Annotated in this window: 11 protein-coding genes; 7 read left to right on the top strand and 4 right to left on the bottom strand. The window is 65.1% G+C overall.

Annotated elements, in window-relative coordinates:
- Window positions 1-24: 24 nt before the first annotated feature.
- The gene (gene dnaE, locus RB623_RS28245; protein ID WP_308060479.1) at window positions 25-3513 is read left to right on the top strand and encodes a DNA polymerase III subunit alpha; all 3489 of its coding nucleotides are present in this window, start codon (window positions 25-27) and stop codon (window positions 3511-3513) included.
- A 29-nt stretch (window positions 3514-3542) separates the two neighbouring features.
- On the opposite strand, the gene phaC is transcribed toward dnaE, so the two are convergent.
- Window positions 3543-5369: a class I poly(R)-hydroxyalkanoic acid synthase gene (gene phaC / locus RB623_RS28240; RefSeq protein ID WP_308060459.1), complete on the bottom strand. Its 1827-nt coding sequence runs from the start codon at window positions 5367-5369 to the stop codon at window positions 3543-3545.
- Between the two features lie 251 nt (window positions 5370-5620).
- Here phaC and RB623_RS28235 point away from each other — a divergent pair, with 251 nt between their 5' ends.
- The 5 genes from RB623_RS28235 (at window position 5621) to recJ (ending at window position 11344) form a co-directional block, all read left to right on the top strand.
- Window positions 5621-5842 (top strand): hypothetical protein, encoded by a 222-nt coding sequence (locus RB623_RS28235; RefSeq protein ID WP_308060458.1) that lies wholly within the window; start codon window positions 5621-5623, stop codon window positions 5840-5842.
- Window positions 5843-5913: 71 nt separating this feature from the next.
- Window positions 5914-7131, top strand: coding sequence for an LL-diaminopimelate aminotransferase (locus RB623_RS28230; protein WP_308060457.1), 1218 nt, complete (start codon window positions 5914-5916; stop codon window positions 7129-7131).
- Window positions 7132-7176: 45 nt separating this feature from the next.
- On the top strand, window positions 7177-8490 hold the full coding sequence (locus RB623_RS28225; RefSeq protein ID WP_308060456.1) for a homoserine dehydrogenase: 1314 nt from the start codon (window positions 7177-7179) through the stop codon (window positions 8488-8490).
- A 95-nt stretch (window positions 8491-8585) separates the two neighbouring features.
- On the top strand, window positions 8586-9557 hold the full coding sequence (gene glpX, locus RB623_RS28220; RefSeq protein ID WP_308060455.1) for a class II fructose-bisphosphatase: 972 nt from the start codon (window positions 8586-8588) through the stop codon (window positions 9555-9557).
- On the top strand, window positions 9554-11344 hold the full coding sequence (gene recJ, locus RB623_RS28215) for a single-stranded-DNA-specific exonuclease RecJ (RefSeq protein ID WP_308060454.1): 1791 nt from the start codon (window positions 9554-9556) through the stop codon (window positions 11342-11344). Before glpX ends, recJ begins: the two co-directional genes overlap by 4 nt.
- A 56-nt stretch (window positions 11345-11400) precedes the next feature.
- Here the strand turns inward: recJ and RB623_RS28210 are convergent, their stop codons facing one another.
- From RB623_RS28210 to folE, 3 genes are all read right to left on the bottom strand, one after another.
- Window positions 11401-12372, bottom strand: coding sequence for a patatin family protein (locus tag RB623_RS28210; RefSeq protein WP_308060478.1), 972 nt, complete (start codon window positions 12370-12372; stop codon window positions 11401-11403).
- 94 nt (window positions 12373-12466) lie between these two features.
- Window positions 12467-12910, bottom strand: coding sequence for a phosphoribosyl-AMP cyclohydrolase (hisI, locus tag RB623_RS28205; RefSeq protein ID WP_308060453.1), 444 nt, complete (start codon window positions 12908-12910; stop codon window positions 12467-12469).
- 35 nt (window positions 12911-12945) lie between these two features.
- Window positions 12946-13584 (bottom strand): GTP cyclohydrolase I FolE, encoded by a 639-nt coding sequence (folE, locus tag RB623_RS28200; RefSeq protein ID WP_308060452.1) that lies wholly within the window; start codon window positions 13582-13584, stop codon window positions 12946-12948.
- Between the two features lie 477 nt (window positions 13585-14061).
- Between folE and RB623_RS28195 the strand changes: the two genes are divergently transcribed.
- Window positions 14062-14508 carry an iron-sulfur cluster assembly scaffold protein gene (locus RB623_RS28195; protein WP_308060451.1) on the top strand — a complete coding sequence of 149 codons (447 nt, stop codon included), beginning with the start codon at window positions 14062-14064 and terminating at the stop codon, window positions 14506-14508.
- Window positions 14509-14524 lie beyond the last annotated feature (16 nt).

The following is a 14524-nucleotide window of genomic DNA, read 5'->3' as shown; positions in this document are numbered from 1 at the left end:
CCGCGTGACCCGATCCTGCGCGCCATGCTGCAATCCGAGACGGCGCCGGTTACCGCGCCGAACGAGCCGGCGGCGGTGCGGCCCTTCATCCATCTGCGCGTGCATTCGGCCTATTCCCTGCTCGAGGGCGCGTTGCCGATCGCAAAAATCGTCGCGCATGCGCAGAAGGACAAGGCGCCGGCCATCGCGATCGCCGACACCAACAATCTGTTCGGGGCGCTCGAATTCGCCAACAAGACGACCAAGGAAAGCATCCAGCCGCTAATCGGCTGCCAGCTTGACCTCGCCTTTGGTGGCGAGGCGGAGCGCGGCAGTGCGCAGCGTCGCAGCGGCGTCGAGCACAATCCGGTCGTGCTGCTGGCGGCGACGGCCGAGGGCTACGCCAATCTCGTACGGTTGGCGAGCCGCGCCTATCTTGACGGACCGGCGGGCGAGGCGATCAAGATTTCCACCGAATGGCTGGAAGACCTTTGCGCCGGCCTGATCTGCCTGACCGGCGGCCCGCGCGGGCCGGTCGGCATGGCGCTGAAATTCGATCATGCCGATCTCGCCGAAAACCGCCTGCTCAGGCTGAAGGAGATTTTCGGCGACCGGCTCTATGTCGAGCTGGAGCGCGTCGGCAACTGGGACCGCCGCGTCGAGGCGGCGACCATCGATCTGGCCTACCGCCACGAGCTGCCGCTGGTCGCCACGAACGAGGCGTTTTTCCCCAAGCGTGACGATTTCGAGGCGCATGATGCGCTGATCGCCATCGCCGAGGGTTCGGTGGTGGCTTCCGACGACCGCCGGCGGCTGGCGCCCGACAACTATCTCAAGAGCCAGGCAGAGATGTCGGCGCTGTTCGCCGACCTGCCGGAAGCGATCGACAATACCGTCGAGATCGCCATGCGCTGCTCCTACTATCCGAAGAAGCGCTCGCCGATCCTGCCGCGCTTCACCGGTAGCGGCGACGACGCCGAGAAGGCCGAGGCCGAGGAACTGCGTCGCCAGGCCCGCGAGGGACTGCAAATGCGCTTCGAGACGGCCGGCCTGACGCCCGGCTATACCGAGGACCAGTATCGCGAGCGGCTGGAATTCGAGCTCGGCATCATCGAGCGCATGAAGTTTCCCGGCTACTTCCTGATCGTGGCCGACTTCATCAAATGGGCGAAGGCGCATGACATCCCGGTCGGGCCGGGGCGCGGTTCGGGCGCCGGCTCGCTGGTCGCCTATTCGCTGACCGTCACAGACATCGATCCGCTGCGCTTCTCGCTGCTGTTCGAGCGCTTCCTCAATCCCGACCGCGTCTCGATGCCGGACTTCGACATCGACTTCTGCCAGGACCGGCGCGAGGAGGTGATCCGCTACGTGCAGCAAAAATACGGCCGCGACCAGGTCGGCCAGATCATCACCTTCGGGTCTCTGCAGGCCCGCGCCGTGCTGCGCGACGTCGGCCGAGTCCTGCAGATGCCCTACGGCCAGGTCGACCGGCTGTGCAAGATGGTGCCGCAGAACCCGGCCAATCCGGTGAAACTCGCCGACGCCATCGCCGCCGAGCCGCGTTTCGCCGAGGAGGTGGAGAAGGAGCCGATCATCGGCACACTGCTCGAAATGGCGCAGAAGCTGGAAGGGCTCTACCGCCACGCCTCGACGCACGCCGCCGGCATCGTCATCGGCGACCGGCCGCTGTCGGAACTGGTGCCGATGTACCGGGACCCGCGCTCGGACATGCCGGTGACCCAGTTCAACATGAAGCTGGTGGAAGAAGCCGGGCTCGTAAAATTCGACTTCCTCGGCCTGAAGACACTGACCGTGCTGGAGACGGCGGTGAAGCTCATCCGCCGGCGCGGCGTCGACATCGATCTGGCGCGGCTGCCGCTGGACGACCCGAAGACCTACGAGATGCTGTCGCGCGGCGAGGTCGTCGGCGTGTTCCAGGTTGAATCGGCGGGCATGCGCAAGGCCCTCATCGGCATGAAGCCAGACCGCATCGAGGACATCATCGCCCTGGTGGCGCTCTACCGCCCGGGTCCGATGGAGAACATCCCGACCTATAACGCGCGAAAGCACAAAGAAGAGGAGATCGCGTCGATCCATCCGAAGATCGACCATCTGGTGGCCGAGACGCAGGGCGTCATCGTCTACCAGGAACAGGTGATGCAGATCGCCCAGGAGCTTTCCGGCTATTCGCTGGGCGAAGCCGACCTGCTGCGCCGCGCCATGGGCAAAAAAATCCGCGCCGAGATGGACGCGCAGCGCGTGCGTTTCGTCGATGGCGCGGTGAAGAACGGGCTGAGCAAGCAGCAGTCCGATTTCATTTTCGATCTGCTGGCAAAGTTCGCCGACTACGGTTTCAACAAGTCGCACGCCGCCGCCTACGCCGTCGTCTCCTACCAGACCGCCTATCTGAAGGCGCATTATCCGGTCGAGTTCCTTGCGGCGTCGATGACACTCGACATGTCCAACACCGACAAGCTGGCGGATTTCCGCCAGGACGCGTTGCGGCTCGGGATCGACGTCGTGCCGCCCTCGGTAAAAACCTCGTATCGCGATTTCGAGGTCGAGGAGAACCGCATCTTCTACGCAATGGCCGCCATCAAGGGTGTCGGCGACGCGGCGGTCGAGCACATCGTCGCCAAGCGCAGGGAAAAACCCTTCGCCGACCTTGAGGATTTCTGCGAGCGGGTCGACCCCAAGATCGTCGGCAAGCGGGTATTGGAAAGCCTGATCCTTGCCGGCGCGCTGGATTGTTTCGGTCACGATCGCGCGGCGATGATGGCCGGCGTCGAGCGCATGATGGGGCTTGCGTCGAGGGCGCATGAGGATGCCGCACTCGGCATCACCGACATGTTCGGCGGCAGTTCGGCCGGCCGTCAGCAAAAACTGCATCTGCCCGCCGCCGATCCCTGGCTGGCGGCTGAACGCCTCCACAAGGAGTTCCTGGCGGTCGGCTTCTACCTGTCGGCGCATCCGCTCGACGAGTACAATACGGCGCTGCAGAAGATGCGTGTCCAGAGCTGGGCGGATTTTTCCCTTGCGGTGAAGAAGGGCGCCACCGCCGGACGGCTGGCGGGCACAGTGACGTCCAAGCAGGAGCGCAAGACCCGCACCGGCAACAAAATGGGCGTGGTCATGTTCTCGGACCAGTCCGGCCAATACGAGGCGGTTATGTTCTCCGAGACGCTGGCGCAATATCGCGACCTGCTGGAAGCCGGCCGCTCGGTGGTGCTCACGGTGCAGGCCGAGGACCGGCCGGAAGGCGTCAACCTGCGTATCCAGACGGCGCAGTCGCTGGAGGTTGAGGCCAGCCGTGTGCAGAAGGCGTTGCGCGTCTATCTGCGCGACACCGGGCCGCTGAACACGCTTGCCGGCCAACTCGGCGTCAAGGGAGACGGGCAGGTGAGTTTCATCGTGCTCAAGCCCGATGCGCGCGGCGAGGTCGAGGTGTCGCTGCCGGGTGGATACCGCATCTCGCCGCAGGTGGCGTCCGCCATGCGGGCCGTGCCAGGCGTGGTCGAGGTGGAACTGGTGTAGGGACCGGCAGCGATCTGTCACGAGACGCGCTAGACTCGGACCCTCACATAGGTTCCGGGCGCCTCGCCGAGCACCTTTCCCTTCTTTCCAGGCTTTCGCGCCGGCACCTTCGCGGAATCCTTGTCCTCGATCCATTTCTGCCAGTGCGGCCACCAAGAGCCGGGGTTTTCGGTGGCATGGGCTAGCCAGTCCTCGAAGGCGCCGACCGGCTTGCCGCCGGTCCAGTGCTGGTACTTCATCTGCGCCGGCGGGTTGACGACGCCCGCGATGTGGCCGGAGCCCGCCATGACGAATTCCACCGGTCCGCCGAAGAAGCGGCATCCGAGGAACACGGACCGCGCCGGCGCGATGTGGTCCTCCTTGGCGGACAGATTGTAGACCGGGATGGTGATGTCGGAGAGCGACAGGCTTCTGCCTGCGATCTCCATCCTGCCCTTGGTCAGGTTGTTGTCGAGATAGCAATTGCGCAGGTAGAAGGAATGGTTCGCCGCCGCCATGCGGGTCGAATCGGAATTCCAGTAGAGCAGGTCGAAGGGCAGGGGTTCCTTGCCGCGCATGTAGTTGTTGATGACATAAGGCCAGATAAGGTCGCCCGCTCGCAGCATGTTGAAGGCGGTCGCCATCTTGGTGCCTTCCAGATAGCCTTTCTCGCCCATCGAGCGCTCGACGGCGGTGACCTGGTCCTCGTCGACGAACACCTTCAGGTCGCCGGCATAGGTGAAGTCGACCTGGGTGGTGAAAAAGGTCACGGAGGCGATGCGGTCGTCGCCTTCCTGCGCCAGCAGCGCTAGCGCTGCGGCGAGCAGCGTGCCGCCGACGCAGTAACCAATGGCGTTGACCGTGCGCTCGCCGGTCGTGGCCTCGACCGTGTCGAGGGCGTATTGCAGCCCTTCCCGGATATAGGCCTCCCATCCCTTCATGCCGTGCCGCTCGTCCGGATTGATCCAGGAAATGACGAAGACTGTATGACCCTGTTCGACGGCCCAGCGGATGAAGGATTTTTGCGGGTTGAGGTCGAGGATGTAGAACTTGTTGATCCAGGGCGGGCAGATCAGCAGCGGCCGCTTCAGCACGTTTTTGGTGGCTGGCTCGTATTGCAGGATCTCGGCGACGTCGCTCCGCCCCACCACCTTGCCCGGCGTGACGGCGAGGTTCTTGCCGATCTCGAAGGGCGTGTAGTCCGCTTGCCTGAGCTTCAGGTCACCGCGCCCGGCGGCGATGTCCTCCGCCAGCATCTTCATGCCGCGGACAAGATTCTCGCCGCTGCTGGCGACGGTCTCGCGGAACAGTTCCGGATTGGTCAGGATGAAGTTCGATGGCGAGATCGCGTGCGAGATCTGCTTGACGTAGAAGGAAGCCTTGTAGCGCGTGTGGTCGTCGAGGCCGTCGGCATGCTCGACCAGTTCGCCCGCCCAGCGCGACGTGACCAGATAGGCCTGCTTCAGGAAATCGAAGAAGGCGTTGCGGCCCCATTCGGGGTCCTGGAAACGCTTGTCGCCCTTGTCGGGCTGGATCGCGTCCTCCGGCTGCTCGCCGCCGGCGCGCTGCACGGCGTTGGCCCACACGCTCATATAGCCGGAGAACAGCCTGGTCTGCGCCTCCAGCGCCCGCTGCGGATCGGAAAGCCAGTATTCGGTGAGTTTCGAGAAGGTCTTGACCATGTCGACGACCGGCTCGGCTATGCTGTCGCGCAACTCGCCCTTCTCGCGCGGCTCGGCCCAGGCGGAGGCCGCCTTGCCGGCCTGCTCGACCATGCGCGCCATGTTGAGGGCAAAGCGTTGCGGATCCTTGACGAGATACTGCTCGACCGAGGCGGTGTCCGGGCTTGGCTTGTCCGAATCGGAAGCTTTCGTCATGCTCTTCGCGATCCTCCCAAGGCTTTTTGTTGACATGTTAGCATGACACGTTCGAAAGGGTCCAATATCGTCGGATCGCGGTGTAACGAAGCCTTTGCGGAAAGAACATGACAATCCGGTTTAAATCCAGGCTGCTCGCTGTCGCATATAGGGCGTCACTCGCGGTTTTGTTTGCCGCGCCGCTCGCGTTGAGCGGGTGCGCGTCGAGTTCCGGCGGTGTGGAGTTGGCGGCGGCGCCGGGACGCGGCCCGATGAACACCGGCACCTATCCCAACCTTAACGTGCCGCCGCAGGTCGCTGCGGCGCCGCTCAACGCCGGCGACAAGGCGAACCTCACCGGCCGTATCGCCTCGGCCCAGTCACGTCAGGCCGCGTCCGGTCGCGGCGCCGGTACCACCGGCGATCCCGCCTGGGTGAAGAAGCTTACCGAAAATCACGGCAAGGACACATTGGAGGCGATCGAGGCCCAGTGATGCCTCGACCGCGTCCCGGTTTGGGTATATAGGCGCGGCCAATCCATTTCCCCCGGTTTCGTGGATCGACCATGGAAGAGTTTCACAAGGTTCGCCGGCTGCCGCCCTACGTGTTCGAGCAGGTCAACCGGCTGAAGGCCAGCGCCCGCTCGAAGGGCGCTGACATCGTCGATCTCGGCATGGGCAACCCCGATCTGCCGACGCCGAAATCCATCGTCGACAAGCTCTGCGAAGTGGTGCGCGACCCGCGCACGCACCGCTATTCGTCATCGCGCGGCATTCCGGGCCTTCGCCGCGCCCAGGCCAGCTATTACGCCCGCCGCTTCGGCGTGAAACTCGATGCGGAGACCCAGATCGTCGCCACGTTGGGCTCCAAGGAAGGTTTCGCCAATATGGCGCAGGCGATCACCGCGCCCGGCGACGTGGTGATGTGCCCGAACCCGACCTATCCGATCCACGCCTTCGGCTTCATCATGTCGGGCGGCGTCATCCGCTCCATGCAGGTGGAGCCGAACGACGGCTTCATCCCGGCGCTGGAACGCGGCATCCGCCATTCGATCCCCAAGCCGCTGGCGCTGATCCTCAACTATCCGTCGAACCCGACAGCGCTGGTGGCAAGCCTCGATTTCTACAAGGACGTGGTCGCCTTCGCCAAGAAGAACGACATCATCATCTTGTCGGACCTCGCGTACTCGGAGATCTATTTTGACGGCAACCCGCCGCCTTCGGTGCTGCAGGTGCCTGGCGCGATCGACGTCACCGTCGAGTTCACCTCGATGTCGAAAACCTTCTCCATGCCCGGCTGGCGTATGGGCTTCGCGGTTGGCAACGAGCGGCTGATCTCGGCGCTGACGCGGGTGAAGTCCTATCTCGACTACGGCGCCTTCACGCCGATCCAGGTGGCCGCCACCGCCGCGCTCAACGGCGACGGCGCCGACATCGAGGAAGTGCGCGAGGTCTACCACAAGCGCCGCGACGTGATGATCGACACCTTTGCCCGCTCCGGCTGGACGATACCTGCGCCGGCGGCGTCGATGTTCGCCTGGGCGCCGATTCCCGAGCCGTTCCGGCATCTCGGCTCTCTGGAGTTTTCCAAGCTGCTGATCGAGCATGCGGATGTCGCCGTGGCGCCGGGCGTCGGCTTCGGCGAGCACGGCGACGACTTTGTGCGCATCGCGCTGGTCGAGAACGAGCACCGCATCCGCCAGGCGGCGCGCAACATCAAGCGCTTCCTTATGTCGGCGGAAAAGCAGCCCAACAACGTCGTGCCGCTCGCCGCCCGGCGCTGACGGCACGCGTCTTTCCTTTCGTTTCAGTTTGAGGGCGGACCGGTCATGGCCGAAGCTTTGCGTGTTGGAATAGCCGGGCTCGGCACGGTCGGTGCCTCGGTGGCGCGTGTCGTCGAGACCAAGCGCGCGGAACTGACACGCCAGTGCGGCCGCGACATCGTGGTTGCCGCCGTGTCTGCGAGGGACCTGGCACGCGACCGCGGCGTCGATCTTTCCGGCGCAAAATGGTTTTCCGATCCGTCCGAGCTTGCCGCCAAGGCGGACATCGACGTGTTCGTCGAACTGATCGGCGGCGACGCAGGGCCTGCGTTTGCCAGTGTCAAGGCCGCGCTCGAGGCCGGCCGGCATGTCGTCACCGCCAACAAGGCGCTGCTGGCGAAACATGGCGTGGCGCTTGCCGAGATCGCCGAGAAGAAGGGCGTTCTGCTCAACTACGAGGCGGCGGTCGCCGGCGGTATCCCGGTGATCAAGACGATGCGCGAGGCGCTGGCCGGCAATACGGTGAGCCGCGTCTTCGGCATTTTGAACGGCACCTGCAACTACATACTCACCCGCATGGAGGCCGAAGGCATCACCTTCGACGAGGTGCTGAAGGATGCGCAGCGGCTGGGCTACGCCGAGGCCGATCCAACCTTCGACATCGAGGGCCACGACACCGCGCACAAGCTGTCGATCCTCACCAGCCTGGCCTTCGGCACGAAGATCGCGGCGGACGACATCTATCTCGAAGGCATCTCCAACATCACCCAGGCCGACATCCGCGCGGCGGGCGAGCTCGGCTACCGGATAAAGCTGCTCGGCGTCGCCCAGCGCACCGACAGCGGCATCGAGCAGCGCGTGCACCCGACCATGGTGCCGACCGCTTCGGTCATCGCGCAGGTGCACGGCGTCACCAATGCGGTGGCGATCGAGACCGACATTCTGGGCGAACTGCTGCTCTCCGGCCCCGGTGCCGGCGGCAATGCCACGGCCTCGGCCGTGGTGGGCGACATCGCCGACATCGCAAAAAGCCGGCCGGGTTTCCAGCACGGTCCGGTGTTCGGCAGGCCGGCGAAGGAATTGAGGCCCTACAAGCAGGCGAAGATGCGCAGCCACGAGGGCGGCTATTTCATCCGCCTGACGGTGCTTGACCGCGTCGGCGTCTTCGCCGCCGTCGCCAAGCGCATGGCCGACAACCAGATCTCGCTGGAATCGATCGTGCAACGCGCCGCCGAGGCCAATGGCGAGGCGATCAAGACCGTCATCCTCGTCACCCACGAGACCACCGAAGCGGCGGTGCGCAAGGCGGTCGACGGCATCGTCAAGGACGGTCACCTGACCGACAAGGCGCAGGTGATCCGCATCGAGCGGGCGGACTGATTGCCGGGTTTGCACGACGCAAGTCACCTGCATGTTACGGCCTTGCCGGTCGGTCGCGACTTTGCGACAAGACGCAGTCCGCAGGGGAGATGCTGATGACCAGGGGTGCCGGCGGTCTCGACCGCATCCTCGCGATGGAGATCGTGCGCGTCACCGAACGCGCGGCGGTCGCAGCCGCGCGTTTCCGCGGCAGGGGCGACGAGAAGGCGGCGGACCAGGCGGCCACGTCGGCCATGCGGCAAGAACTCGACAAGCTTCCGATCAGGGGTACGGTGGTGATTGGCGAGGGCGAGCAGGACGAGGCCCCGGCGCTTTATGTCGGCGAGACTTTGGGCAAGAGCGGTCCCGAGGTCGACATCGCGCTCGACGCCCTGGAAGGCACCACGGTCTGCGCGAAAAACCTGCCCAATGCTCTTTCGGTCATCGCCGTGGCGGCCAAGGGCAGCCTGCTGTTTGCGCCCAACGTCTACATGCAGAAGATCGCCATTGGCCCCGGTTATCCGGCGGGCACGGTCGACATCGACGCTCCGCCGAAGGAGAACATCGAGAACCTGGCAAAAGCAAAGGGCGTGCCGGTCGGCGAGATCACCGCCTGCATCCTCGACCGGCCGCGCCATGCACGGCTGATCGAGTCGGTGCGTAAGGCGGGCGCGGCGATCAAGCTTATCGGCGACGGCGACGTGGCGGGCATCATTCACGCCACTGAGCCGGGCGAGACCGGCATCGACATCTATCTAGGCTCGGGCGGCGCGCCGGAAGGCGTCTTGGCGGCGGCGGCGCTGCGCTGCATCGGCGGCCAGATGCAAGGGCGGCTGATCCTCGACACGCCGGAAAAGAAGGCGCGGGCCGACAGGATGGGCATAATCGACTTCGAACGAATCTATTCCGCCGAGGACATGGCCAGGGGCGATGTGATTTTCGCCGCCACCGGCGTGACCGACGGCAACCTGCTCGCGGGCGTGCGCTTCGGTCGCGACGTAATCACCACCGACACGATTGTGCTGCGCTCGTCCTCGCGCACCGTGCGCGAGATCCGCGCCCGCCACCGGGATCTGGAGCGGCTTTGACGACGGAAAAGCGTCTGTTCCTCGGGGTACGCCGCTCCGCGACCGGCGTCGCCTGGGTGCACCGGCTGAGCGAGCGGCAGGAAATGTCAGCACTCGCCATCGCGCAGGGCCATGGCGTGCCGGATATAGTGGCTCGCGTGCTGGCCGGCCGCAACGTGCCGGCCGAGACGGTCGAAAAATTTCTCGATCCGACTATCCGCGACCTGCTGCCCGATCCCGCGACACTGACCGATATGGAGGCTGGCGCGGCGCGGCTTGCCGATGCCGTCACTCGCCGCGAAAAAGTGGCGATCTTCGGCGACTACGACGTCGACGGCGCGGCGTCCTCGGCGCTGCTGAAGCGGTTTCTAGCGCATTTCGGCATCGAATCGGAAATCTACATTCCTGACCGGATTTTCGAGGGTTACGGCCCTAACCTCGATGCGATGCGCGAGCTGGTGGCGCGGGGCGCTAGCCTGATCGTCACCGTCGATTGCGGCACAAACAGCGCCGTCTCGATCGCCGCGGCGCGCGAGGCAGGCGCGGACGTGGTCGTGCTCGACCACCATCAGGTGGGCGGCGCGCTTCCAGAAGGTGTCCCCATCGTAAACCCGAACCGCGAGGACGATCTGTCGGGGCAGGGGCATCTGTGCGCCGCAGGCGTGGTTTTCCTGGCGCTCGTCCAGACGGCGCGTTTGCTGCGCACGCGCCAGCCCGGCCTGTCGCAGCCCGACCTGCTCGCCATGCTCGACCTTGTCGCTTTGGCGACGGTCTGTGACGTGGTGCCGCTGACCGGCGTCAACCGCGCCTTTGTCGTCAAGGGCCTGCTCGCCATCCGCCAGCAGCGCAATGCCGGCCTGGCGGCGTTGGCGCGGTCCGCGCGCATCGGCGAGCCGGTCAACGCCTTTCATCTCGGCTTCCTGATCGGCCCGCGCATCAATGCCGGCGGCCGCATCGGCGACGCTGCGCTCGGCAGCCGGCTGCTGGCGACCGACGATCCGGTGGAGGCAGAAAAAATCGCCGCCGTGCTCGACCGGCTCAACCAGGAGCGGCAGGCGCTGGAGCAGGTGATGCTCGACCAGGCGCGCGCCGAAGCCGATGCCGAACTCGCCGGCGGCGCCGGGCCGGCTGTGCTGGTGACCGGCAGCGATGGCTGGCATCCGGGCATCGTCGGGCTGCTTGCTTCGCGGCTGAAGGACCATGCACGGCGTCCGACCTTTGCCATTGCCTTCAACGCCAACGGCGTTGGCACCGGCTCGGGCCGCTCGGTGCCGGGTTTCGACCTGGGCCGGCTGGTGCGCGATGCCTTCGCGCTGGGCTTGATCGACAAGGGCGGCGGCCACGCCATGGCGGCCGGCATCACCGTGCAGCGCGCAAAACTGGGTGAGCTGCGCGCCTTTTTCGAGGAGCGGGCGGCGACCGAGGTGGCGCGGCTGCGTGACGAAGAGAGCCTGCTGATCGACGCCGCGCTTTCGGCCGACGGCGCGACCCAGGGCTTGCTCGACGCGCTGGAGCAGGCGGGGCCGTTCGGCTCGGGCTACCCGCCGCCGCTGTTTGTGCTGCCGCGCCACCAGTTGCGCGATCTGCGGCCGGTCGGCAGCACGCATCTCAGGCTCGACCTGCGTTCCGACGCCGGCGGTTCGATCCAGGCCATTGCCTTCCGCGCCGCCGGCAGCGATCTCGGTGAATTTCTGGGCAAGAACCGCGGCAACCGCATCCATGTCGCCGGCCAGGTCCAGCCGAACTACTGGAACGGTGCCCGCAGCGTACAGTTCAGGGTGGTCGATGCGGCGCCAAGCGCGCTCTGACGCGGGCCCACGGCAACGGAGGTCGAAGGACGCCGGAGCATCCCAGGACCGGACGATTAGACCTGGGTTTCCTCCAGCACCGACTGCAGCCGCACAAGCTCACCGATGCGCTCCTTCGTCGTCTCGTAGCCGATGCGGATCGACTCGTCGGCGCGGTGGAATTCCGACAGGCCGATATGGCCGAGTTTCGGCTGCAGCGAAAGATCTGGCGGGTCGCCGGCCAGCCGTGCCCGCGAAATGCGGTCCTGGATGATGTTGAAGGCCTCGACCATCACGCCGCTGATGCCGAGCCGGGCCTCCCGGCCGCCACCGCGCATGCGCGAATGGCCGTCGGTCTCGACCACCAGTTCGCCGGCGCTGTGTTTGATTACCGCTGCCCGGCCGAACAGGTCGTAGTGCAGGTTGACAGCCACCACCAGCGGCTGCTCGTAGGCGCGGCAGACCGACACCGGCACCGGATTGACCAGCGCGCCGTCGACCAGCACGCGCTTGTTGGCGGTCACCGGCTCGAACACGCCGGGCAGCGCATAGGAAGCGCGCATGGCGGTGATCAGCGCGCCGCTGGAAAGCCAGATTTCATGGCCGGTGCGGATTTCGGCCGCCACGCAGACGAAAGGTTTCGGCAGGTCTTCGAAACGCGTGCCGTTCAAATGCTCCTGCATGCGGGCGTCGAGTTTCATGCCGCCGAACAGGCCGTTGCCGCCGAAATGGAAATCCAGCAGGCCGAAGATGCGCCGCTTGGTCAGGCTGCGGGCGAATTCTTCGATCTGGTCGAGCTTGCCGGCCAGGTAGCAGCCGCCGACTAGTGCGCCGATCGACGTGCCGGCGATCATGTTGATCTCGATGCCGGCCTCGTCCAGGGCCCTGAGTACGCCGATATGGGCCCAGCCGCGCGCGGCGCCTCCGCCGAGTGCCAGCGCGATGCCGGACTTCTTGACCGGCGCCGGCTCATTCTTGGGCGCGCTCGGCAGGCCACCGCCTGCGTCTCCCGTCTCGGCCCTGTTCCTGAACGACGCCCATTCGAGCATGTTCAACTCCCAGTCTCCCAACCACACTTATACGGCGCAGGCCGTATCGAAAGCATGAAGGACCAGAACCCGGAAGCGGAAAACGATATGCCAGCTAACCATGCGTATGCGGCGCGCTGCTCAACACAGCACTGCCGTCGTCGCGGAGGCTCACTTCCCCGTCCGTGTAGTCCACAACCCTATAAAAGCAGGAACGTCTGCCGGTGTGACAAGTTGCGCCGTCCCCCGCCACTTTCACGCGCAGCCAGATCGCATCCTGATCGCAATCGGCCCGCATTTCAGTGACTCTTAGAAAATTGCCCGACGTCTCCCCTTTTTTCCAGAGTGACGCACGAGAACGTGACCAGAAATGGGCAATGCCCGTCTCGATCGTTCGCGACAAGGCCTCCGTGTTCATATGCGCGACCATAAGCAGCGTGCCGTTATCCGCGTCGGTGACGACGGCGGTGACCAGCCCCGCCGCGTCAAAGCGGGGCGAGAAAATCGCGCCGCCCTCCAGCAGGCGCTTGTCGGAAGAGGGTTTTGGAAAATCCGGCATCACCGGCTCCTCTGAAGCCGGTGATGCACCGGGAGCTAGTTCCCATAGCCTCCCCGGACCATTGTCAAGAACCGGATCTGTTCCTCGGGACTGTCCTTGAACGTGCCGGTGAAGGTGGACGTCAGGGTCGTGGAACCCTGCTTGCGGATGCCGCGTATCGCCATGCACATATGCTCGGCTTCGATCATCACGGCAACCCCGCGCGGGTTGAGCACCTCCTGGATGACGCCGGCGATCTGCGCGGTCAGCGCCTCCTGCGTCTGCAGGCGATGCGCAAAAATGTCGACGACGCGGGCAATCTTCGACAGGCCGACCACCTTGCCGTCCGGCAGGTAGCCGACATGCGCCTTGCCGATGATCGGCACCATGTGGTGCTCGCAATGCGAATGGAACTGGATGTCGCGCACGATCACCAGATCGTCGTAGCCGGCCACTTCCTCGAAGGTGCGGCCGAGTTCCTCGGCCGGGCACATGTCGTAGCCGTTGAAGATTTCCAGATAGGCCTTCGCCACGCGTTTCGGCGTATCCTTCAGTCCCTCGCGGTCCGGATTGTCGCCGGTCCAGCGCAGCAGGGTGAGCACGGCGGCCTCGACCTCGGCCTGGCTGGGGCGGTGCGTCTCCGGTTTGTCCATGTAGTCGGAGCGCGGCATGATCTTCTTGACGACGGCGTCCATGAAAGGAGTCTCCCGTAGCCGCCCACTTACGGGGCGACGAGTTAAACGGACCACTGCCTTTCGCGGCCACCTGACCCTGCGGTGTCCGAAAAATGGCGTGACGGCTTGTCCGGATGCCGGCGTTGGTCGCCATATCCGGACAGGCCATTATATAAGGGCGAGGCGGGCGAATGAAAGACACTCCCTTGGTACACAGCGTTCGTCAACTGACAGCAAAGCGCAAAAACGTATCGGGATTCCGCCGGCCGGGAGACGATTTGCAACGGCTCTGTTGCAGCCGGAAACGGAACGGATGCAGCTTCCACCCGGCGGCGACGGAGTCAGGATACAGTGACCTGTCGGGCCGATGCTCGATGAGCGGATGAGCCGGCAGGGCGCGCGGCCGAGATTCCGTGTGCAGCCGGCGATGCCAGCCCCTATATTGGTTGCGAACAAGCTTGCGCCGCGCGATCAAGCGGCCCGATGCGGACGTAAACGATGATTGACGACGTCTACAATGCGAAAATCCTGGGTTTTGCCGGCAATATCGGCCGTATCGGCCGACTGCCGCATCCCGACGCCAGCGCCAGGGCGCATTCAAAATTGTGCGGCTCGACGGTGACCGTCGATCTTATGATGCATGACGGCGTCGTCACCGATTTTGCACATGACGTGAAAGCCTGCGCGCTGGGGCAGGCGTCTTCGGCGATCATGGCGGAGCATGTCGTCGGCGCGACGGCCGACGAGTTGCGCGCCGTGCGCAAGGCGATGCTGAAGATGCTGAAGGAAAACGGCGCGCCGCCGGACGGCCGCTTCGCCGACCTGAAATATCTGGAGCCGGTGCGCGACTACAGGGCCCGGCACGCCTCGACCATGCTCACCTTCGATGCGGTCGTCGACGCCATAGGCCAGATCGAACGCAAGCAGGCGGAAAAGGCGGCCTGACGGCCGCGGTATCGCC

This window comes from Mesorhizobium sp. LHD-90, assembly GCF_030929505.1.
Classification (GTDB): Bacteria; Pseudomonadota; Alphaproteobacteria; order Rhizobiales; family Rhizobiaceae; genus Kumtagia.
Note: the sequence above shows the minus strand (reverse complement) of the source record. Positions and strands in the feature narration are given on the sequence as shown.